Source organism: Bacteroides muris (ex Fokt et al. 2023), from assembly GCF_024704895.1.
In the GTDB taxonomy this organism is placed as follows: domain Bacteria; phylum Bacteroidota; class Bacteroidia; order Bacteroidales; family Bacteroidaceae; genus Bacteroides; species Bacteroides muris.
Genome location: NZ_JAMZEE010000019.1, coordinates 37,813 through 61,875, shown reverse-complemented (window position 1 = coordinate 61,875; position 24,063 = coordinate 37,813). Strand labels below are relative to the sequence as shown.

Annotated in this window: 15 protein-coding genes; 10 read left to right on the top strand and 5 right to left on the bottom strand. The window is 46.8% G+C overall.

From position 1 onward, the window contains the following. Positions 1-190: 190 nt before the first annotated feature. The 10 genes from M1B78_RS09545 to M1B78_RS09500 all read left to right on the top strand — a co-directional run bounded on the left by M1B78_RS09545 (position 191) and on the right by M1B78_RS09500 (position 14,338). The gene (locus tag M1B78_RS09545) at positions 191-1,171 is read left to right on the top strand and encodes a helix-turn-helix transcriptional regulator (RefSeq protein ID WP_257940531.1); all 981 of its coding nucleotides are present in this window, start codon (positions 191-193) and stop codon (positions 1,169-1,171) included. A 133-nt stretch (positions 1,172-1,304) separates the two neighbouring features. Beyond that, positions 1,305-2,405 (top strand): AAA family ATPase, encoded by a 1,101-nt coding sequence (locus tag M1B78_RS09540; protein ID WP_257940530.1) that lies wholly within the window; start codon positions 1,305-1,307, stop codon positions 2,403-2,405. After that, complete coding sequence (locus M1B78_RS09535; RefSeq protein WP_257940529.1) at positions 2,402-3,214, top strand: hypothetical protein; 813 nt, start codon at positions 2,402-2,404, stop codon at positions 3,212-3,214. Before M1B78_RS09540 ends, M1B78_RS09535 begins: the two co-directional genes overlap by 4 nt. A gap of 652 nt (positions 3,215-3,866) precedes the next feature. Then, positions 3,867-5,735, top strand: a complete 1,869-nt coding sequence (locus M1B78_RS09530) for a site-specific DNA-methyltransferase (protein ID WP_257931475.1) — start codon at positions 3,867-3,869, stop codon at positions 5,733-5,735. Between the two features lie 16 nt (positions 5,736-5,751). Next, complete coding sequence (locus tag M1B78_RS09525) at positions 5,752-6,789, top strand: PDDEXK nuclease domain-containing protein (RefSeq protein ID WP_257940528.1); 1,038 nt, start codon at positions 5,752-5,754, stop codon at positions 6,787-6,789. A 6-nt stretch (positions 6,790-6,795) separates the two neighbouring features. Beyond that, positions 6,796-9,840: a type III restriction-modification system endonuclease gene (locus tag M1B78_RS09520; RefSeq protein WP_257940527.1), complete on the top strand. Its 3,045-nt coding sequence runs from the start codon at positions 6,796-6,798 to the stop codon at positions 9,838-9,840. Positions 9,841-10,287: 447 nt separating this feature from the next. Beyond that, positions 10,288-10,779: an HU family DNA-binding protein gene (locus tag M1B78_RS09515; protein WP_257931472.1), complete on the top strand. Its 492-nt coding sequence runs from the start codon at positions 10,288-10,290 to the stop codon at positions 10,777-10,779. Between the two features lie 192 nt (positions 10,780-10,971). Continuing rightward, on the top strand, positions 10,972-11,229 hold the full coding sequence (locus tag M1B78_RS09510; RefSeq protein ID WP_136011302.1) for an OadG family protein: 258 nt from the start codon (positions 10,972-10,974) through the stop codon (positions 11,227-11,229). 38 nt (positions 11,230-11,267) lie between these two features. Continuing rightward, the gene (locus tag M1B78_RS09505; protein ID WP_136011303.1) at positions 11,268-13,103 is read left to right on the top strand and encodes a biotin/lipoyl-containing protein; all 1,836 of its coding nucleotides are present in this window, start codon (positions 11,268-11,270) and stop codon (positions 13,101-13,103) included. Further along, the gene (locus M1B78_RS09500) at positions 13,103-14,338 is read left to right on the top strand and encodes a sodium ion-translocating decarboxylase subunit beta (protein WP_257940526.1); all 1,236 of its coding nucleotides are present in this window, start codon (positions 13,103-13,105) and stop codon (positions 14,336-14,338) included. Before M1B78_RS09505 ends, M1B78_RS09500 begins: the two co-directional genes overlap by 1 nt. Before the next feature lie 86 nt (positions 14,339-14,424). On the opposite strand, the gene M1B78_RS09495 is transcribed toward M1B78_RS09500, so the two are convergent. From M1B78_RS09495 to M1B78_RS09475, 5 genes are all read right to left on the bottom strand, one after another. Next, a complete protein-coding gene (locus tag M1B78_RS09495; protein WP_257931470.1) occupies positions 14,425-15,699 on the bottom strand; it encodes a TolC family protein in 1,275 nt (424 codons plus the stop codon). Positions 15,700-15,733: 34 nt separating this feature from the next. Further along, positions 15,734-18,763, bottom strand: coding sequence for an efflux RND transporter permease subunit (locus M1B78_RS09490; protein WP_257940525.1), 3,030 nt, complete (start codon positions 18,761-18,763; stop codon positions 15,734-15,736). A gap of 49 nt (positions 18,764-18,812) precedes the next feature. Then, entirely contained in the window at positions 18,813-19,865 is a 1,053-nt protein-coding gene (locus M1B78_RS09485; RefSeq protein WP_257940524.1) for an efflux RND transporter periplasmic adaptor subunit, read from the bottom strand. Between the two features lie 165 nt (positions 19,866-20,030). Then, on the bottom strand, positions 20,031-22,346 hold the full coding sequence (locus M1B78_RS09480; RefSeq protein WP_257940523.1) for a family 65 glycosyl hydrolase domain-containing protein: 2,316 nt from the start codon (positions 22,344-22,346) through the stop codon (positions 20,031-20,033). Positions 22,347-22,671: 325 nt separating this feature from the next. Next, a complete protein-coding gene (locus tag M1B78_RS09475; protein ID WP_176468326.1) occupies positions 22,672-24,045 on the bottom strand; it encodes an MFS transporter in 1,374 nt (457 codons plus the stop codon). Positions 24,046-24,063 lie beyond the last annotated feature (18 nt).

Sequence of the window (24,063 nt, the reverse complement as noted above, 5' to 3'; positions counted from 1 at the left end):
AATGATGCAAGTCGAAGAAAAAGAGGAGGTACAAAGTAATGAAAAACTTTGTACCTCTTTATTTATTGTGGGAAGAAAGTGTTACCTTTGGTTCTGCAACGATTAATATGCATTGATTATGAAAACTGTTGAAGTAAGCTCGTTCCTTACCGATTTTATACCTTACTTATTATAAACACAAAATTTCAAGATGAAACATACCTTCCTTTTTCTCCTGCTGATTCTCCTTCTGGGGCTGACAGCCTGCTCGAAACCTGCCGATAGAACTCTGATGAACTACGAACAGTCCCTTTCTCATGCTGACTCGTTGGTGCAATGCGGTGCTGTCGACAGTGCCCGGGCCGTCCGCCTGATTTCCGGTTTGCACCGTGAGTATAATCAGATAAAGGAGCTTTCTGATGGCAGGCATGTGCGGCTGAAGCCGGTCAGTGGTTACGAACGTTTTTTCTGGGGAGTGTTTTCTGTGATTATGTTCAGCATTTCCGGTGCTATGCTGTTCAGCCTTATCCGTTTCAAGAAAGAACGTAGTCACCGTAACTATCTTGTCACCCTGAGTGAAAACGAACAGCGCTTGCGCAACAATGAACGCGAGCGCGAGGAACTGGAAGAATGCCTGAAGGAGATGTCCTTGACGGATGAAGAGCGGGAAGAAGTGCGTAGTTCATTGATGAATCTCATGGAACATGGCAGCCGCCTGGATAAAGAAAACGAATCACTTCGTACCCGCCTCAAGGAGTATGAAGACCGTCCCGTACCTCGTGAATTGGAACTGTTGCAAAAGGAGGGCGAGCGTGTCCGTATGCTCGACGAGCAGGTGCAGGCGCTTGCTTCTGCCATGATAGACACGGACGAAGTGGTGAAGCAGTTGCGCACCCAGCCCAAGTTCCTTGCCGACAGCCAGTGGGACTACTTGCAGAAGCTTACGGACCGGGTGTATAAGGGCGCTTCCAAACGTCTTGCCCTGCGCTTTCCCCAGCTTACACCTGCCGACAGCCAGCTCTGTATGCTTATCCGTCTTCACTTCAGCAATGCACAGATTGCCACGCTTATTGCCGTGTCTCCCGCTTCCGTGTCCCAGCAGAAGTTTCGCCTGAAGAAACGGATGATGCAGGCGGATGGCAGGCTGTTTGCCGATGGAGAGACGCTGGATACAGTAGTGTGTCATGTTTGAAATTTCGGATTGCAAGACAACAGTAACAAGGGTATGAAACTATTAGGTGGCATTAAGATAAATTAAGCCCGTAATTTTTTTACGGAAATCCTTTTCCGTATCTTTGTCTTCTGAAAGTTAAGCCAATAGAAATATGTTAGTAAAATTTGCTGTTACCAACTATCGTGGATTTGCAGACCGCATTGAGTGGGATTTGTCAAGTCCGGCTAATTATGAGTTCAATAAAAACGCTATCAAAAACGGTATCATAAAAAATGGTATTGTATATGGACCGAACGGATCGGGTAAAACAAACTTCAGTTTAGCCTTATTCGATATTGAGAACCATTTGTCGCCCAAATGGAAGAAGATAGATTATTATGTGAATTTTATTTATACCGGAAATAAAGAGGGGGTAGTCGAGTTCGAATATACATTTAGGTTTGAGAACGAGATAGTTGTCTATGCCTATTCTAAAAATGCCGGTGGTATATTAGTGTCCGAATCGCTTAGGGTGGACGATAATTTGGTTTTTGAACGGAAGAATGGTTCTTTTTGTATAGACAAGCAACAGTTTCCTATGGAAGAAACCATAGAGAATAGCCTTGGAAGCAATGCAAATAATGTGCCGATAGTCAATTTCTTATTGACTTCCTACCCGTTGGGCAAAGAACACTACTTGATAAAACTCAGTAAGTTTGTCAACTCGATGCTTTGGTTTCGGAATCTTGATACAAGGGAATTTATCGGACTGGAAACAACTGCAATGAATCTTGATGAGTTTATCATTGCAAACGGATTGCTCGAAGACTTCTCAAATTTCCTGCGGAGAGTCAGTGGACAAACGTTCCGGCTTGTCGCACATACGCCTGCCGATAAACAAATACTTTGTGATATAGGCGGTTCGGAAATACCTTTCTACTTGGTTGCATCTACGGGAACGAGGTCGCTGCAATTACTTTATTTTTGGATGAAACGAATGAGTGAAGCGTCATTTGTCTTTATTGACGAATTTGATGCGTTCTATCATTTCCGTTTAGCCTTTGAAGTGTGCAAAATGCTGTTCAATATGGATTGCCAGATATTTACTTCTTCACATAACACGTATTTAATGACCAATGACCTGCTGCGTCCGGACTGTAATTTCATCTTGAATGAAAATAAGATTAAACCTTTGTGTGACTGTACGGATAAAGAGTTGAGGTTTGGACACAATATCGAAAAACTTTTCCGGGGTAATACTTTCAAGGTATGATACTATTTATTTTTGAAGGTAAGAAATGTGAGCCTCGTCTTTTTGAGACTTTGAAACATTTGTTTTTCGCCAAAGAAACAGAGCCGTTTGTATGTACTTATAACAGTAATATTTATTCTTTATATTCAAAGTTAAAGGGGTATGATGTCTTTGAAAATGTTACAGCAAGCGGAAATACGGTAACTATACTTAATGATATATTGCAAAAGAAAGGGGATGATACTCTTGCTGATATTCTGGAAGTGGATGTTTCTGAAATATTCTTGTTTTTTGATTATGATTTTCAAGAATCCCGATTGACATTGGAAGAGAACAACCGACATATCGGTGAAATGCTGGAGTATTTTGACGATGAAACCGAAAATGGGAAATTGTATATCAATTATCCGATGGTGGAGTCTGTGTTCTATACCAAGCAACTGCCGGATAAGGATTATCTGAGTTATGACGTTACTCGTGAGAAATGTCATAATTTTAAAGCCTTGGCTCGTGATTTTTCTTTTTATAATTCTTTTGAGCATCTGCTTATATCAGGTAATAAAAATGAGAAAGAGGAAAAGAAGTTGCTGAAACAACAGACTGCTAAAGAAAATTGGCTGCATTTGACCGATATGAATGTTCGGAAGGCAAACTTCATTTGTGTAGGTGTTGATGCTATACCTGCTTTAAAAGAAAATCTAGCTCAGAGCAACATATATGAAAATCAACTGGCTAAGTATGTAAATACAGAAAGTTGCAGAGTATCTGTCTTGAACTCATTTCCGATATTTTTATATGATTATTTTAGGGATATAGTCTGTTTGTGTTGATTTATTAGGACAAAAAGTCGGTGATTTCCCCCTTGTTCTCAATTCTGTTTTGCTATAATATAACCTCGGTCTTATACTGAACCCTATTCAGTCGTATACTGAATGCCATTCAGTCGTATATTGAATCCTATTCAGTCGTATACTGAATTACCCCCACTTCAGAAGGCGTTCTGTGAGGGGATGGAGTGTGACGGATTGATGGCTTGAAACGGATGTCTTTGGACTTTGAAATGTTGTTACAAAATGAAATGAGAAACTGATTGGTGACTTAAAAATATTGTTATTCCTTGTTATTTCAACAGTTCGCTTTCTATCGGACTGCTAAAGTGTTGAATTGATTACGGATGAGAGCATAGAATCAAATTGTTCCATAATTAAAAATATCCCTCCAAAAGAAGTGAGTTTACCGGATTTTATGCTTATTTTTGTCATGCTTGTTGAAGATTTCTTGTGCTTTTTTGCAACACTAATTTAAGTGAATCTTCTGACATGGCAAAGTACTGGGCAATATTTTATTGCTCAGCACTTTAAATAATTGTTTTTGTAAAGTGCCGCGGAATTGCGTTTTATTTTCACGTCTCCTACTTTCATCAAGGATGAATCAAAGAAAGAGAAACTTAAAACATTAGAAAACAATTAAGAAACAAGATATATGACTGACATATTGAAACATTTGGATTTGAACTCCGCAGACGGAACGCAACTCAATCTTGATGCGCTCTATCAGATAGCACCTTCGGCATTTACCGAAGTACGTGATGACAAGACTGGTGAAATCTCCCGAAAGGTAAACTTCGAGGTGCTTCGCCGGTTGCTTGGCGACCATGTCACAGACGGCGATGGCGAGATGTATCAGTTTACATGGGTAGGCAAGAACGCCGCTCGTATGGAGGCTGCCAAACCGACCGATAAGACATTACGCCCGGTGGTGGAAGATTCCTTGGATTGGGACAATACGAAGAATATCTATATCGAAGGTGATAACCTGGAAGTGCTCAAACTCTTGCAACGCTCATATATGGGTAAGGTGAAGATGATTTATATCGACCCACCCTATAATACTGGCAATGATTTTGTGTATCACGACGACTTTGCTCGCACTGCTGCCGAAGAGGATTTCAAAGCCGGCAATGTGGACGAGTTGGGCTATCGCTTCAGGAAGAATACCGATACGAATGGTAAGTTTCATTCGGATTGGTGTAGTATGATTTATAGTCGTTTGCTGGTGGCTCGTTCTCTGCTCACGGAGGATGGAGTTATCTTTATTTCGATAGGTGATGATGAGAATGCAAATCTCATCAAAATATGCGATGAAGTCTTTGGTGAGCATAATTTCATTGCTGATATTTGCCATAAGCATAGAGCTTCTGTTTCTAATGATAGAATAATATCTGAGAATCACAATCACATTGCGTTTTATGCAAAAGAAATAAATGAGGTGTTTGCTCAACAAAAGAATATAGGAGAAGACCCAGTATTAGACGGATTTAATCGAGAAGACGATAAGGGAAAATATAAATTGGCACCTGTGGATGGTCCTGGTGGAGCAAAGAAAGGTAATCCTTTTTACGAATTTATGGGCGTTGAAGGATATTGGAGATATTCAAAAGAGACCATGCAGAAACTGTATGATAATGGACTGCTTATTGTCACAGAGAACAATCTCCAGAAGAAGTATTACGAAGATCAGGCTCGGCAATCAAGAAAAAAAGTTACGACTTGGTGGGATGCAGATTTCTTAACTTCTTCCGCAACTTCATATCTTCAGAAATTGATGGGCTGCAAAGCATTCGACAATCCCAAAAGTATAAATCTCTTGATAAGGATGCTCAAGATGATGACTCATTTTGATAAAGATGCACTTATCCTCGATTTCTTCTCAGGCTCTGCCACCACTGCTCATGCTGTAATGCAACTCAACGCCGAAGACGGAGGTAACAGAAGATATATCTGCGTTCAGCTTCCCGAAGAAACGCCAGAAGATAGCGAAGCACGTAAGGCAGGCTACGCCACTATCCCTGAGATAGCTAAAGAACGCATCCGTCGTGCCGGTGCAAAAATCAAGGCTGATTCTCCGTTTACTACACAAAACCTCGACACCGGTTTCCGTGTCTATCGCCTCGACGCAAGCAACTACGAGAAAGTATCGCTTTCACCTAAGGAATACAAGCAAGACCAGCTCGACCTCTTTGCCAATAATATCAAGGATGACCGTACCGACCTCGACCTGCTCTATGGCTCTATGTTGGCATGGGGTGTTCGTTTGGACTTACCCTTGTTGACAGAAACCGTGGATGGCTGCACCATCTACACCGTCAATGAAGGCGACCTCGTGGCTTGTTTTTCTCCAGATATTACCGATAAGGTAGTAGCTGCGATGGCAGACAAAAGTCCTTTACGTGTACTCTTCCGCGATGCCTGTTTCAAAGAAGATGCTCAGAAAATCAACATCTATGAGCAGTTCAAGCAAGCCTTGGATTGGGCGGATAATGATGCGTTTAATAATATCAGGGTAATATAATAAAACGACATTTTCAATGGAAAAGAATATCATCATACAGCACACTGAAGAAGGCGATTCTGAATATGTGAAACTTGTCTCACATATTTCAGAACTTTGGAATGATGCTCGTAGTAAAGCTATCAAGGCAGTGAACCATTCGTTACTGATGGCGAATTGGGCGACAGGACAATATATTATAGAATTTGAGCAAAAAGGTAACGCCAAAGCTCGCTATGGAGACCGCCTATTGGTGAACCTCTCCAAGGACTTGACACGGTTGAGAGGCAGGGGCTTCAGTCGCTCCAACTTAACATACATGCGTATGTTTTACCTTAAGTTTCCAAAATGTGAGACAGTGTCTCACATTTTAACGTGGAGTCATTACTTTGAGTTGTTGAAGTGCGAAGATCCGTTGGAAATGCAATTCTATATGACCGAAGCTATCAAGGAAGGTTGGAAAGTGCGGGAATTGAAAAGACAGATGAACAGTTCTTTGTATGAACGGCTTGCACTGAGCACGGATAAGGCAGGAATACTGGCTTTGGCGAACGAGGGGCACATAGTTCAAAAGCCGGAGGACATCATAAAAGACCCTTACGTGCTTGAATTTACCGGTCTGCCTGTTCGCAAGAGATACAAAGAAAGTGAGTTGGAAACAGCTCTGAAAGCAAATATGGAAACTTTCCTGCTGGAGTTAGGTAGAGGTTTTGCTTTCATTGGTCGTCAATATGTCATACCTATTGGGAGTCGTAGATTTAAGGTAGATATGGTGTTCTATCATGCCATACTGAAATGTTATGTACTGATAGACTTGAAACGTGCTGAAATCAAACACGGAGACATCGGTCAGATGAATTTATATCTGAATTACTTTAAGGCAGAAATTTGCCAACCAGACGACAATCTACCTATTGGAATCGTATTGGGCGCAAAGAAAGACGAACTCTTGATGGAGTATGCGCTTGAAGGTATCAGCAATCAGTTGTTTGCTGCACGTTATCAATTATACTTACCTAAGAAAGAAGAGTTGCAGGCGCAATTAAATAACATCATAGATGGTATGGAGGAATAGTAGCTTATGAGAATCAAGTATAAACATCAACGCTTTCAAGCGGAAGCTACCAAATGTGTGAGTGATGTGTTTCAGGGGCAACCCAAACACGATGGCAGCCGCACCTTCTTGAACAAGTTTGGTGCGCTCAACTTCGACGGATTCGGCAATCTTCCCCTTGTGCTTGACAATGAAAGTATTTGCGAGAATGTGCGTGGCATACAGATGGCAGAAGGATTAAAGCCCGTGGAGCATCTGGAGGGAGACGGACGTACCTTTACCATCGAGATGGAAACAGGTACGGGTAAGACCTATACCTACATCAAGACCATGTACGAGCTGAACGCCCGCTATGGCTGGTCGAAATTTGTGATTGTAGTGCCAAGTATTGCCATCCGCGAAGGTGTGTTCAAGAGTTTTGAGAGTATGGCAGAGCACTTTGCTGGAGAATATGGTAAGCGTATGCAATACTTCATCTATAACTCCAAGCAGCTCGCTAAGATTGATGCCTTTGCTTCGGATAACGGCATTCATGTAATGATTATCAACACGCAGGCTTTTAATGCCTCGCTCAACGAAGATAAGAACAAAGAAGGACGTGCCGGTGATGCAGCCGCCCGTATCATCTTCTCACGCCGTGATGAGTTCGGCTCGCGAAAGCCGATTGACATCTTGGCAAAAATGAATCCCATCCTAATCATTGACGAACCGCAAAGCGTGTTGGGAACGGATAAAAGTAATGCTACACGAAAAGGTATCAAACTGTTTAACCCGCTCTTTACCCTACTTTATAGTGCCACGCACCGTGAAATATTCAACCAAGTATATCGCCTCGATGCCATCGACGCTTACAACAAGAAGCTGGTGAAGAAAATAGAGGTACGCAGTGTGCATCAAGTGGGGTCTACAGCCACCAATGGTTATGTTTATCTAGATGAAATCGTCATTAGTAAAGGCAATCCACGAGCTCGATTGGGCTTCGATGTCAAGACTGTCAATGGCACACGCCAGACCATTCGCTTGGTGAATGAGGGCTTCGACCTCAAAGAGCAAAGCGGCGGTTTGCAGGAATATGCCGATAACTTTAAAGTGGAACGTATAGACGGATTGACCAACACCGTGCATTTCCTCAACGGACTGACGCTTCATCCCGGTGAGGTGGTGGGCAGCGTGAATGAGGATATTCTCCGTCGCCACCAGATACGTGAAACCATCAAGACTCATTTGGAACGTGAACGCCAACTTTTCGCTCGCGGCATCAAAGTGCTGTCATTGTTCTTTATCGACCATGTGGACAGTTATCGCATCTATGGTAAAGACAACATGGAAAAGGGTAAGTTCGCAAAGATGTTTGAAGAGGAGTACCAACGTGCCTTGCAAGAGTTTATGCCTACCTTTACGGATGCTGCCTACTCTTGCTTCCTTTCCAATCCGGAGAATGCGCCCGAAAACATTCACGATGGTTACTTCTCTATCGATAAAAAAGGGAAGAGCGTGGAATCGAAGAATAAGGAAGGCGAAAACGAAGAACGTGGTTTCGACCTTATCATGAAGGATAAGGAGCGTTTACTTAGCCAAAGTTGTCCCGTTCGCTTCATCTTCTCTCACTCGGCCTTGAAGGAAGGTTGGGACAATCCTAATGTGTTCCAGATTTGTACGTTGAAAGACACCTCCAACGAAATCAAGAAACGTCAGGAGGTGGGGCGTGGTATGCGCCTATGCGTCAACGATAAGGGCGAACGTCAAGATGCCGACGTATTGGGCGACCATGTGTTCGACACCAATATCTTGACCGTTATTGCCAGCGAGAGCTATGACGACTTTGCCAAGAAGCTGCAAACAGACATGGCGGAAGCCTGCAGTAACCGTCCGGTGGTTGTACCACCTACGTTGTTTATCGACCAGCTGACGCAAACTGAGGACGGACATAACATAAAGATAACCACTGAGCAGGCTGTGGAAATCCACGAGGAACTGATTGGGCAAGGTTACATCAGAAAGGGTAAGCTAACGCAGAAGTATTTTGATGAAAAGAAAGCCGGAACGCTCAACTTTGGTGAAATGGAAAATTTACGCTCGTTTATCGTCAAGCAGTTGGATAAGGTATTCAATCCCGATGCGTTCAAACCAGCTAACGGGCGCAACAAGACGGAGGCTCATTTCGTGAAAGACAACTTCAACAAAAAAGAGTGGCAAGAGTTGTGGAAGCGTATCAATACACGTACCTATTACAATGTGCGCTTTGAAACTCCAAAGCTCATAAAGGCTGCCATTGATGCACTCGACAAGCATCTGAATGTGACAGAGGTTCGTATCGTTGTGGAAAGTGGCGGCATGGAAAGCATCCGTGACCGAAAGGAGTTGGAAGCCGGAACTGCTATGAGCGCAGCCACTGTGAAGACTATCCGTGTGACGGAAGCCATTGGTGCAGAGGTAACTTACGACTTGGTAGGTGAACTCGTGCAATCCACCGGTCTAACTCGCCGCACCATTGTAGAAATGCTGAAAGGCGTTAATCATGCGACTTTTCATCAGTTCAAGCTGAATCCAGAGGAGTTCATCATCAAGGCAGGTCGCATTATCAATGACTGTAAAGCAATTTCCCTCATCCAACATATACAATACGAAAAACGTACTGGTACTTTTGGCACAGACATCTTTGAGGAAGCCACGCTGCGCGGTACTCTCGGTAGGGACGCCATCGAAAGCACCAAGTCTCTCTACGACCTTGTGGTAGTGGATAGCGAGGGAATTGAAAAGAGCTTTGCCGAATCACTGGAAGCCGAGGATGATGTAGTGGTATATAGCAAACTGCCGGGAGGTTTCTACATCAACACCCCAATGGGCAAATACAATCCCGACTGGGCTGTAGCTTTCCGAGAAGGCACTGTGAAGCACGTATATTTCGTAGCGGAAACCAAAGGTAACGACATCGAAGTATCACAACTTCGTCATTCCGAGGATGCCAAGATAGAATGTGCTCGTCGCCACTTTGCAGCTATCAGTACAGGTGATATGGTGTATAGTGTGGTGAAGACCTATCAGGATTTGTATAATGCAGTAACAAAATAAAATCAGCCAAACACGTAGAGAGGTACATTCTCTCTATGTGTGCATTCTTTCTTTTCACTGGCATAAACTCTAAATGATATCATATTGCAAAGAATAGCTTATAACAACTATTCTGTAGAGACCGGAAGATATAGGCGTATTCATTATCAGAGGTTTGCGTGTATAGCTTGTAGAGATTACCACCTTATTCTTCTTATTTCCTCTTTATTTTCCCCTCTCCTTGTAGAGACGGCGTTTTTGTAATCCTTTGTTTTTAAATGATTTATGAAAAATGGTTGTAGATGCCATTTTCTTGTTTTCCCTTGTTTCCCGCCCTAACTTTGCAACATCGAATTTGAGAAAAGCAGACGGCTGAATCGTTGAGGCCTCACGATGAAAACTTCTGCTTCTCGGGTGAGACAAGAGAAACCGTATCATTATTAATTAATCATTTAAAACATTACGATTATGGCATTTTTTAGAAGAATTCAGAAGAAAGTAAACAATTTGTGGTATCCTCAATCAGTAACCTGGGGCAAGGCGGTTACTACCCGTGAAGTGGCAGATGAACTGTCTGTCATTTCTACCGTGACCCGTGGTGACACATATGCAGTGATGGAGAATTTGGGACGTGTATTGAGTAATTTCATGGGGCAGGGACGTACTGTAAAGATAGATGGTGTAGGCACCTTCTACTATACTGCCACCTCTACCAAAAGAGGAGTGCCGACGGCTGCGGAGGTAAGCGCTTCGCTGATTAACGGAGTGCGCGTTCGTTTCCTGCCCGAAGTGGAGCGTAATAGTGGCCGTCAGGTGACTACCCGCAGCATGGTGAATACGAAGATTGTTTGGGAAGAATGGGGCAAGACCTCTACCTCTACGGGCGGCAATACCGGCAGTGACGACAGTGGCAACCCCGGCGGCAACGACGGTGACCAAGGCGAGAACCCGTTGGGCTGATTCTCCTTCTTTGAAAGTAACTGATGACCGACACAGTTTCTATGCTAAAAGCTTCCCGTACAATCTCTTGGTTGTGCGGGAAGCTTTACTTTTTAGCATCTTTTATCATTTTTCTCTGCCTTTCTTTAATGGATTATCGCTAATTTCGAGCGATTTTTCGTAAATGTGGCTGAATAACTAATAATTTATAATATGGAGAACTTGAATACAGCACTTTTGCTGATGGTGGTAGGTATGGCAACAGTCTTCGCTATCCTGCTGATTGTTATTAACTTAGGAAAAGCTCTTATTGCATTGGTGAATAAATATGCGCCCGAAGAGGTGGCACCGGCTAAAGCAGCGGCAAATGGTCCCGCACCTGTCCCCGGTAATATTCTGGCAGCTATCAGTGCTGCCGTAACAGTAGTGACACAAGGTAAGGGTAAAGTTGCTAAGGTAGAAAAAATCTGAATCAATTATAAAAATAAAAACACACCGAATAAATTAGTATGAAAAAGGAAATTAAATTCAGCTTGGTATTCAGGGACATGTGGCAGAGTGCCGGAAAATATGTACCCCGCGTTGACCAACTGGTGAAAGTAGCTCCCGCCATCATCGAGATGGGTTGTTTTGCGCGCGTGGAAACCAATGGCGGAGGTTTTGAACAAGTAAATCTGCTGTTTGGGGAGAATCCGAATAAAGCCGTGCGCGAGTGGACGAAGCCGTTCCATGAAGCCGGTATCCAGACCCACATGTTAGACCGTGCCCTCAATGGCCTCCGCATGAGTCCTGTGCCCGCTGATGTGCGTAAGTTGTTCTATAAGGTGAAGAAAGCGCAGGGTACGGATATCACGCGTACCTTCTGCGGTCTGAACGATACCCGCAATATCATCCCTTCCATCGGTTATGCACACGATGCCGGAATGATTTCCCAATGTTCGCTCTGTATCACCCATTCACCTATCCATACAGTAGAATACTACACGAACATGGCTTTGCAGCTTATCAAGGCAGGTGCCGACGAAATCTGCATCAAGGATATGGCAGGTATCGGACGTCCGGTTTCTCTAGGTAAGATTGTGGCCAACATCAAGGCGGCACATCCTGATATTCCTATCCAGTACCATAGCCATGCAGGTCCCGGTTTCAATATGGCAAGCATTCTTGAAGTGTGCGAGGCGGGTTGCGACTATATCGACGTAGGCATGGAACCGCTGTCATGGGGTACGGGACATGCAGACTTGCTCAGCGTGCAGGCTATGCTGAAAGATGCAGGCTTCCAGGTGCCCGAAATCAATATGGAGGCATATATGAAGGTACGTGCCCTCATCCAGGAGTTTATGGACGACTTCCTCGGCTTGTATATCAGTCCACGCAACCGCTTGATGAACTCCCTGCTGATTGGTCCCGGACTGCCGGGCGGCATGATGGGCAGTCTGATGGCCGACTTGGAGTCCAACTTGGAATCCATCAACAAATACAAGGCAAAACGCAACCTGCCTTTCATGAAGCAGGACGAATTGCTCATTAAGTTGTTCAATGAAGTGGCATACGTTTGGCCGCGCGTAGGTTATCCTCCATTGGTGACTCCGTTCAGCCAGTACGTCAAGAACCTCTCCATGATGAACGTCATTGCTATGGAGAAGGGCAAGGAACGCTGGGGCATGATTGCCGATGATATCTGGGATATGCTGTTGGGCAAAGCCGGTAAGTTGCCGGGTGAATTGGCTCCTGAACTTATCGAAAAAGCGGAGCGCGAAGGACGCAAGTTTTTCACCGGCAATCCGCAAGACAACTACCCCGATGCTTTGGACAAGTACCGCAAGCTGATGAAGGAAAACAAATGGGAATTGGGCGAGGACGACGAAGAACTCTTCGAGTACGCTATGCACCCGGCTCAATACGAGGCCTATAAGAGCGGCAAGGCAAAACAAGACTTCCTGGAAGACGTGGAAAAACGTCGTGCCGAACGTGACAAGTCTCCGCTGGACGATGCCAAACCCAAGACGCTCACCGTGCAGGTGGACGGTCAGGCTTACCGCGTGACGGTAGCCTATGGCGATATCGACCTGCCCGCTTCGGCCACAGACAAGGTTTCTGCTTCCGTAGGCGAAGGACAGGATGTGCCTGCTCCGTTGGAAGGCAAGTTCTTCCTGACCAAGAACACGCAGGAAACTTCGTTGAAGGTAGGCGATAAGGTGAAGAAAGGCGACCTGCTTTGCTATATCGAAGCCATGAAGACATACAATGCCATCCGTGCGGATTTTGATGGAACGGTGACGGCTATCTGTGTCAACCCCGGCGATTCTGTTTCTGAAGATGATGTATTAATGAAGATAGGATAATGGAAGATATATTTGCAAAACTTTATGATATGACGGCTTTCAGCAACATCATTGCCGATCCGTCGTTCCTCGTGATGTATGCCATCGCTTTCATCCTGCTTTATTTAGGTATCAAGAAACACTATGAACCGCTGTTGCTGGTGCCCATCGCTTTCGGTGTGCTCATTGCCAACTTTCCCGGTGGTGACATGGGTGTGATTCAGGCGGACGAGAACGGAATGGTCATGGTAGGCGGGGTGATGAAGAATGTCTGGGAGATGCCGTTGCACGAAATTGCGCACGACCTCGGACTGATGAACTTCATCTATTACATGCTGATTAAGACCGGTTTCCTGCCTCCTGTCATCTTTATGGGTGTGGGTGCGATGACCGATTTCGGTCCGATGCTTCGTAACTTGCGTCTCTCCATATTTGGTGCAGCAGCCCAGTTGGGTATCTTTACCGTGCTGCTTTGTGCCGTGTTGATGGGTTTTACTCCGCAGGAAGCGGGTGCGTTAGGTATTATCGGTGGTGCCGATGGTCCTACCGCTATCTTTACTACCATTAAGCTGGCTCCTCATTTGCTGGGTCCTATTGCCATTGCTGCTTATTCTTATATGGCGCTGGTACCGGTCATCATTCCGATGGTGGTGAAGCTGTTCTGTACCAAGAAGGAATTGATGATTAACATGAAGGAGCAGGAGAAACTGTATCCTTCGAAAATCGAGATTAAGAATCTGCGTGTATTGAAGATTATCTTCCCGATTGCTGTGACTACGGTTGTCGCCTTGTTTGTGCCCACGGCAGTGCCTTTGATTGGTATGTTGATGTTTGGTAACCTGATTAAGGAAATAGGTTCTGATACGAGCCGTCTGTTCGATGCGGCAGCCAACAGTATCATGAATGCGGCTACTATTTTCCTTGGACTGAGCGTGGGTGCCACCATGACCAGTGAGGCTTTCTTGAACTGGACGACCATTGGTATCGTAATCGGCGGCTTCCTGGCGTTTGCACTGTCCATTACCGGCGGTATCTTTTTTGTAAAGCTGTTCAACTTGTTCAGCAAAAAGAAGATTAATCCGTTGATTGGTGCAACCGGATTGAGTGCCGTGCCCATGGCAAGCCGTGTCTGCAATGATATTGCAACGAAATATGACCCTAAGAACCATGTGCTGAATTACTGTATGTCCAGTAATATCTCCGGTGTAATCGGGTCGGCTGTTGCGGCGGGTGTGCTGATTTCGTTCCTGGGATAAACAGTCTGTAGGAAAAATATAAAGAAACTCCGGTATGGCTTTGTAAAGCTATGCCGGAGTTTTTTGTATGTTTTTTAAGGAGCATTTCATTCACTAATCACCTTCCTATATTCAGCTACCGCCATTTTCTCTGCCAGATACGCATCAATCAGGTTGGTGTGTGCCTGCGTCCACGAGAGTTGTGCGGACAATACATCTGCCATGCTGGCTTTTCCTTCATTATAGGAGAAGGTGACAAGGTCCAGGTTCTCTTCGGCGAGTGTCATATTCTCCCGGGCAGTCCTGACTTGCTGTTCAGTTTCCGTCAGTTTTGTGGTGGCTGCGGAGAGCTCTTCCAGGATATTGTCCGTTACATAGCTTTGTTGCAGCTTCTGTATGCCGATATAGGCTTTCTGTTGGCGGTTTGTCTTGAAGCGGGCTCCCCAACGGAAGATGGGGATGCTGACATTGACCCCTGCGACGGGAGTATGAGGTACATCCTGCCCCATATAGGCGATTCCCGTATCCCAACCGGTAGCGAGGAACATGCTGACTTGTGGGTTGTAGCGGCTGAGGGCGGCATGCCGTTGCGCTTCACTGCGGGCGATGTTCACGGAGGTACTGGCATATTCTGCCCGGCGGGGCAGTACATCATCCAGGCCCAAAGGAATGATGGGGGTAGTCGGTATATCTATTTCGGCTATGCTGTCTATGGGAGCGTTCGGTTCCGATCCCATCAGAATGTTCAGCTGTTGCAGGGCAAGGGTATGTTTTTGGCGTGCCTTGATGTACTGCAATTCGGCCTCCTTACGCCGGGTGGAGATCATCAGCAAGTCTGTGCGGCTGATGGCACCCTCGTCGAAGCGGTCTTGGATGATGTCGTACTGCTGTTGTACAATGTTTAGAAAGGTGGTTGCTGCCGTCAGGCCGGCACGGGCGGCAGAGGCATTCCAATAGATGGCATCACTTTGGTAGTGTATCTGGTCGAGGGTCAGTTCTGTGGTAAGTTGCTCCAGTGCCTCGTCGGCTTGGGCCATTTTCTTTTGAGCTATCAGGGAACCTCCGGCATAAAGCGGTTGGGTCAGGGTGGCAAGTGCCTGATAGGTATAAGGGCGGTAGTCTCCTTTCGGACTGTTCCATTGGTCCAGATGATTGAGATTGGCGGTACCCTCGGCGGTGATGTCAATCTGGGGCAGGAAACCGGTGGAGGCAATCTTGCGTGCCTCGGTACTGGCGAATGTTTTCAGATGCTGTTGTTTTAGAATCTGGCTGTATGCTTCTACCTTGTCGCGGTATTCTTCGCGGCTCAGATAGGTTTGTTGCGCCCCGGCATTCAGTCCGAAGCACAGTAATGATAGGATAAGTATATTTGTTTTCATCATTCAATTGGTAAACTGTAAATTGTTGAATGTTCTCTCATTTGATTTTATGAATGGCGCAATAAGCCACCGGCAGCACGAATAGAGTCAATGCCGAGGCTACCAGCAAACCACCCATGATGGTTGCCGCCATGCCGCCGAACATGGCATCGAACAATAACGGCAACATTCCCAGGATAGTGGTACCCGATGCCATGGCCACCGGGACAATACGGGTGGTCGTTGCACTGATAACAGCATCACGCGGTGCTTTTCCGGCAGCGGTTTCCGTATCAATCTGGTCCACCAGCACGATGGCATTCTTGATATTCATTCCAATCAGCCCCAGCAAGCCGAGGATGGAGAAGAAGTCGAATGATTTCCCCAATACCACCAGTCCCAGTACAATACCTATAAAGATAAGCGGCAGCATCAGCAGGATAACAATCGGCTTCCGGTAGCTGCGGAACAGAAACAGCAAGGTGACGAACATAAGGAAGAATGTCAGCGGCAGGTTAGCTGCCAGTGCAGCATTGCTTTCTGCCTGGCTTTCCTGCTCTCCGAAGTATTTCATGGTGTAACCTTCGGGCACTTCAATCTCCTCTTGCACTTGCTTCCATATACGGTTGAAGGCGGCAATGGCATTCACACCGCGGCGTGGGTCGGCCTGCGCCATCATCACCATCTGCCGGTTGTAGTCTTTCACATTGGAGAACTTGTACTGGAGGTCGAACCGGCTGACGACTTGTTCCAGAGTGGTTGTTTCGCGTGCAGTGCCGAATACGGGGAGTGTACGCAAGTCGTTGATGCGGAAAGAGTCGATGGTTTTATTCTTCAACAGAACGGGAAGTACTTGGTCTCCCTCCCTGTATTCTCCAAGTGTCATGCCGTTCGTACCGATCTGGATGCTCTGTGCCATGCTTTGACGGGAGATACCCAACGGTTGTGCGCGCTCCTGACTGTAAACGGGATGCCATACCGGTATCTTATTGCCCCAGGAGTTGCGTACGTTGATAAGTTCGCCGTCACGGTGCATGATGTCCAGAGCCTTGTTGGTCAGCATGACCAGCGTGTCCGCATTATTGCCGATGAACCCGATTTCGATGGCGGCATCTACGGCAGGGGAGAGTTTGAACAACATGGTACGGGTGATGGCGTTGGGATAGTTGGCTTTCATGTAGGCATCAAGCTTCTCTTCGTACTCTTTGGTATATTTGCTGTCCGTTACTTCCACCAGGATATTGGCGAAGTTGGGTTTGGGACCGACAGAAGTGGAGGCCAGATAGTAACGCAGCGGCGTGCTGCCGAATGTGACGGATACCCGTTTCACTTCCGGCTGCTGCATCAGATGCGCTTCCACCTTTTTCATCTCGGTTTCTACTTCACGGATGCTGTATCCTTCCGGATAGAATACGTCTGCCCGGAAATACGGTTTGTCCAGAGAAGGGAAGAAGTTCTGGGGCATCAGTCCCATGACGACGAGGGAGAGGACGAACAATGCGGTAACGCTTCCGAGGGTCAACGTCTTCTTGCGTATCAGTGTGCCAAGGATGGAAGCGAATTTATGGTAGAAAGGCTTGTCGTATGGATCCTTGCGATCGTCTTTAGCCTTTGCTTTCAGTATGAAGTTGCCGAATGTAGTGGTTTGTGTCAACGCCAGCACCCAACTTAATCCCAAGGAAATGGCCAGCACTATGAATAGCGGTTTCACGATTTCGGCTACGGAAGAGGGAGCCAGATACAGTGGCAGAAACGAACAGATGGCAATGAACGTTGCTCCCAGCAATCCCCATTGGGGACCGGTGGCACCGTCCATCAGCGCTTTCCGGCGGTCGATGCCGCGGGCAATGGCAATCTGGGCATTGTCTGTCACCACGATGGCATTGTCCACCAGCATTCCCATGGCTATGATGAATCCGGCGAGGGAGGTCTGGTTCAGACCTGCGCCAAGAAACGACATGATGAGCAGTGTGCCTCCGATAGAGAATATAAGGGAAGAGCCGATCAGTACTCCTGCACGCATGCCCATCACCAGCATGATGATTACAATCACAATCAGGATGGATTCTATCAGATTGATGATGAACCCGTTGTTGGCTTCTTGGGCAATCACGTTTTCGGGATACAGACTTTCCAGTTCCAGCCCCACGGGGATGAGGGGCATGAGTTCGGCAAGCCTCCGGTCTACCAGTTCACCGGTTTTTACCACATCCTTTGTCGGGTCGGTGGAGATGCCGATACCGATGGCGCGCTTTCCGTTGACGTGCATGATATTGCCGGGAGGTTCCATGTATCCCTTTTCAATGATGGCGATGTCGCCCAATCTGATTTGTCCGCCGGAGGTGGTGATGATCTGGTTGCGGATATCATCGACAGTCGTGTAGGTACCGTTGGCCACGATGCGTAATTGTTGTTCTCCGGTACTGATTTCACCCGTATTGATAATCTGGTTCTGCGATTGCAGCAGGCCGGCCAGCTGTTTGGGGTCGATGCCCGTTCCGGCCAGCTTGTTTACGGAGATGAATATATGGATGACCTCTGTTTGTGTACCGAAAAGGGCTACCTTCATCACACCGTCTGCCGTGATGACTTGTGTCTTGATTCGTTCCGCCCAGTTTCTCATTTCTTCGTAAGAGAAACCTTCGTCACCCACCAGACCGTAATAGATGCCGAAAACGTCTCCAAAATCATCCGAGACGGTCGGCACAGAAGCTCCTGCGGGCAGTTGGGGCTGTATGTTGAGTACTTTGCGCCGCAACTCGTCCCACTTCTGCGGAATGGATGCGGCAGAGAGTGACGGTTGCAGCTCGAAGGTTATCTTGGAGAGTCCGTACATGGACTCTGACTTTATCTTGTAGACGCCGCTCATCGACTGTATTTCGCGGGAGATGGGTTCGGTGACGAGCCGTTCCACTTCTGCCGGCTCCGCTCCCGGATAGCGTGTCGTGATGACTGCCGACTTGATGACGAAAGGTGCGTCTTCCTTCTTTCCCAACCTGCCGAACGACAGTATGCCGCCGACAAGCAGCACAGCCAGAAAGAAGTACACAATCTTCGTGTTGTCTAATGAATATTTGGCTAGATTCATAATGAATATTTTTTAGATAAATGGGAATCTGATGCGCCAATGTGATTAATCACATTAGTACCTTTATTGCTTCTCCTTCTGTCAGCTGGTATACTCCGGCCGTCACAACGGTTTCTCCCGGTTCCAACCCTTTGGAGATAAGCAGGTTTGCCTCTCCCGTTGGAGAATAAACGGTCACTTCGCGGCGACTGACTTTATTACCTTCCACCACCCATACATACGTTTTCCGGTTTTCACTGTCGCCAAATACGGCGCTTAACGGTACATTCATCAGCTTTTCTTCAAGAAAAGGAGCGACATCCGATGCCAGCTTTATTTTGCATGTGAATCCCGGTTTTACGTCATAACGTGTACGGTCAAAGTGCGGGTCGTCAATTGTTATTGTCACCGGAATGCCCGTCCCTGCCGTGGAGATGTCAAGATACTCTTCCAGTCTGGAGTCGAAAGCCTCCGCGGGGTAGCTGTCGAACACCACCTTGAACTTTACGTCCTTGGCACGAAGCAGATAGAGATAGTCATCCGGTACGGTGAACTTGATTCGTAGCTTCTGTGTATTTACCAGCTGCACAATCCCTTCTCCCGCATTGACACGCTGGTAGTTCTCTACCAGCCTTTTTTCGATGGAACCGTCGAAAGGGGCTGTCAGCCGCGTATCCCGCATATTGTTGCCGGAGAGCTCGTAGGCGGATTTTGCTTTCTGATAGTTGGCTACGCTGATTTCGTATTCCTGCACGGAGATAGCCTGGCGGTCAAGCAGCCGTTTGTTGCGTTCCACTTGTGCGGCGGCTGTTTCGTAGGCAGCCTTGTCGGCTGCATATTGCAGGGAGATGTCACGCGGGTCGATGGCGGCAATCTGTTGCCCCTTCTTTACCCGCTGTCCCTCTACAACCGGAAGGCTGACGACTTGTCCGCTGACGCGGAAGGCAAGCCTCACATATTCCACGGCTTCTACCATTCCGGAGAAGTCTTTGCGGATAATCGTCTGTGAGCTGACTTGCGCAGTCTTCACTGGTCGGATAAGGGTATTGCTACCCTTTTGTTTTTGCCCGCATGATGTGATGAGCAACGTCGTAACCAGGGCGAAAAGAAACATTTTTTTCATTGGTAAACAAGTGTATGGTTATTCGTTCAAGTATATAAAACATAAAACCGGGAAAACAACCAAATGTTCTCCCGGTTATATGATAAATGATGATTTAATGTGCCAATGTGCTAATTGGCTGCGCAATGTTCATACCGCGCTATCACGCCGCAGGTTATTGGCACATTAGCATATTGGCACATTGATTTTCAATTCCGTTCCCCGTTCCAGCGTATATTGGTGTCCGTAGACTTGTATATCCACTTTGCTGCCTGCTGTAAGCGAGATTTCTATTTCTTTTCCTACCCGTATGTGAAGCGTGTTCCTTAAATAATTTACCTTGAATGAATAGCTGTCCCATTTTTGTGGTATGACGGGGGAGAAACACAATGTCCCTTTCAATACCTGCATGCCTGCGAATCCGCGTACGATGGCCAGCCAGCTGCCGGGCATACTGGTAATGTGCAGACCTTGGTCTGCTTCGTTGTTGTAGTCATCCAAGTCAAGTCGTGTGGCATGCAGGAAAAGCTGGTAAGCTTTTTCCACTTTACCGATGCGTGCAGCCAAGATGGAATGGATGTGGGGAGAAAGGGAGGATTCGTGTACGGTCATCGGCTCATAGAACTCGAAATTGCGGCGGACGGTTTCCGTGTCGAAATAGAAATAATAAAGGTAAAGTCCGAGCAATACGTCGCTCTGCTTGATGTAGCAAGAGCGCAGAATGCGATCCCATGACCAATGTTGGTTGATGGGGCGTTCTTCGGCAGGAATGTTGTCTGTACTTTCCAGTACTTTATCCATATAGCCGTCATTCTGGATGAAAATACCCCGTTCCTTGTCTTCCGGCAGGTACATGTGTTCGATGATGTCTCTCCACCGGGCGCTTTCCTCCACTTGGTCGAGATTGGTGATACGGCGTATGTGGGCATATTCATCCGGATATTGCTGTGCCACCATTTCCAGAAAACGGAGGGTCATCTTGAGGCACTGTATGCAGGAATAGTTGGTGTACCAGTTGTTGTCCACATTATTTTCATATTCATTCGGGCCGGTAACTCCCAGTATGACATATTTTTGTTTGGGTTGTGAGAAGGATACCCGTTGGCTCCAGAAACGGCTGACGGCAATCATTACTTCCAGACCATCTTTGGCAATATAGTCCATATTGCCCGTCAACACTGCATGCTGAACGATGGCATAGACAATGATATTGTTACGATGGATTTCCTCGAAGGTTATTTCCCATTCGCTGTGGCATTCCTCTCCGTTGTTGGTTACCTGCGGAAACAACGCAGCACCCTCCTTAAAACCCAGTTTTCGGGCATTTTCTATGGCTTTGGAAAGCTGGTGGTGCCGATATGCCAGTAAGTTCTTTGCAATCTCTTTAGGAGTGGATAACAGAAAAAACGGTACACAGCACAATTCCGTGTTCCAGTAAGTATTACCTCCATATTTTTCTCCGGTGAATCCTTTGGGGCCGATGTTCAGGCGTGGGTCATCTCCCCGGTAAGTCTGATACAGCTGGAATATGTTGTACCGGATACCTTGCTGAGCTTCCGGGTCCCCTTCGATGACGACATCCGTTTCGTCCCAGATTTCCTGCCAGGCCCTTCGATGCTCTTCTACCAGCGTATTCCAGCCTATGCTCTTGGCTTCGAGTGCCTCGGCCACGGAGTGCTCTACCAATTCACTCCGTTCGTGATAGAGAGAAGAAGCGATGGCGGTGTATTTGATGAGAGTCACGTTGTCTCCGGGTTTCACGTCGGCACCTACGCTGAAACCGGTCTGCTTTTCCTTTTCTATCCGTATGGGGTTGGCAGTGGTTTCTTTGTTGTTTTTTAAGAAGTGGTAAGTCATGGCGTAGCACACTTGTGCGTCTTCCCGGCGGGTCTGTGTCCAAAGATAGGCACAGTCACTGGTAGAACCGGAACGCAGGATGTTCCATATTTTCAGGCTTGGCAGGTCGGCATTGTCTACCATATTTCCGTCAAGGATGGGCACGAGCGAGATTCTGCCGGTATAGTTGATGGAAGATACGCTGTACTTGATGAGGCAGAGGTTGGGTCTTGCCATATTTGTGATATGTTCTACATGGATGCGGAGTTGGTTTCCACGAGGAGATGTCACCTCCATGTCCCGGTAAGAGATACCTTCCTTCATATCCAGGCGGCGGTTGAAGCTGTCGACATCCCAATCTGCCAAATCGAGTTCCTCATCGATGAGGCGCAGGTTGATGCGGCTCCAGTCGGCAGCCTTGGGTATGCGGGTGTAATATGGGGGAAATCCGTTCTTCCACCATCCTACGCGGGTCTTGTCCAGAAAAGTGATGCCGGCCACAAATGAACCACGGTAACTGTCACTGCTGTAAGGCTCCTCAAAATACCCCCGTTGCCCGAAACGTCCGTTTCCGAGGCTGAATATACTTTCCGACATCCGTTGACAGTCGGGGTGGAACTGGTCTTCGATGATATTCCATTCATCGGTCTTGAGGTATTTCTTCATGGCGACGTGTTTTCTGTAGTTATCGCCGTAAAGTTAAGCAATATGCGGAAATAAAGAAGAAATGAAAAGGAAAAAAACAAGCGTGCGGCAGGCTTTTTTCACCTGCTTTCTTGCCGGAGGGCTGGTAGTCTCGTCAGTAATAGGTGCTATGTACGGTCAGGAGAAGAGGTAACAATCATACGGTATGTAATAAAGACATGAATCATATCGTATGATTGCCATAATTATACGGTATGATTCATGTCTTTATTACAAAGATAACGGCTGTCCTTTGTACGGTGTGCCGGTCTCGGTTCTTTGTGCGTTATGTCTCGGAGGTGTGTGCTTACTTGCTTTTTTCTCCTTGGTTCTCTTTGATGAGGTATACGCAGGCGGCACCGATTATCAGCATGATTCCTGCCAGCACAAGCATATTGATCTCGGGAGGTAGTGCTCCTTTGGGAGTAAACAAGGCAAGGATGGTGCCGCCCAAGGCTGCCGCTATAATCTGCGGGATACAGATAGTTCCGTTGAAAAGTCCAAGATAAGTACCCATGTGTCCTCCGCTCAGTGCGTTGGTCAGGATGGTGAACGGCAGTGCCAGCATGGCAGCCCATGCGCAACCTATCAGCAGGAAGGAAATGAACAGCATATAAGGGTCGTGCATGAAGTAGGTGGAAATGAAGCCTATACCTCCCAGAACAAGGCTGAGTGAGTAGACCCGGCGGCGGTCTTTGAACATCGGTATGCAGATGGCCCAAAGCACGGAGCCGATGGCTTGCACGGCAAACAGCACGCCTACCCAGTCGGCGGCATTCTGGTATTGCAGGCTCTTGGTGTCGAGCACAACTTTGGTAACGCCATCCACCAGATGCTCTACTGTAGGAGCATCAAAGGCATTGGCAGCGATACTGCCGTTGGTATAAGTCCACATGAACATGAAGGCAAACCAGCAGAAGAACTGTACCAGTCCGACAGTCCAGAATGCTTTCGGAGCCTTTATGAGCAGCTTCAGCATGTTGGTCTTTTCGTGTTCTTCTTCTTCGGTGATGCCATGATACTCTGCATATTCGGCAGGCGGCATCTCTTTTACTTTAATCGAAGTGTAGATGACGCAGAAGATAAGGATGGCCGCTCCGATGTAGAACGAGTAAATCACCGAGTCGGGGATTACGCCTTGGGGAGCTGTATTGCTGATTCCAATCCATGCAAAGATGAACGGGAAGAGATAGCCCACCAGGCTGCCTGCATTGCAGAGAAAACTCTGGATGGAGTAGGCGAGTCCTTTTTGTTTCTCGTTCACCATGTCGCCCACCATCATTTTGAAGGGTTGCATGGCCATATTGATGGAGGTGTCGAGGAACATCAGCGATACCAGTCCGAAAATCATGGCCGTGCTTACTGCCATGCCGAAGCTTCCGGCATTGGGCAGCAGGCACATGACGAGTACGGCTACCAACGAACCTATAAACAGATAAGGAATGCGCCGTCCGAAGCGTGTCCAGGTCTTGTCACTGGCAGCTCCCACGATGGGCTGTACAATGATACCTGCCAACGGCGGAAGTATCCAGAAATAACTCAAATTATGCGGGTCTGCACCCAAAGTGGAAAAGATACGGCTTATGTTTGCACTCTGTAAAGCGTATGCAATCTGTACGCCGAAAAAACCGAAGCTGATGTTCCATAGCTTCCAAAAACTTAAATCGGGTTTTACTTTCATGATGGTTTAATATGTTTT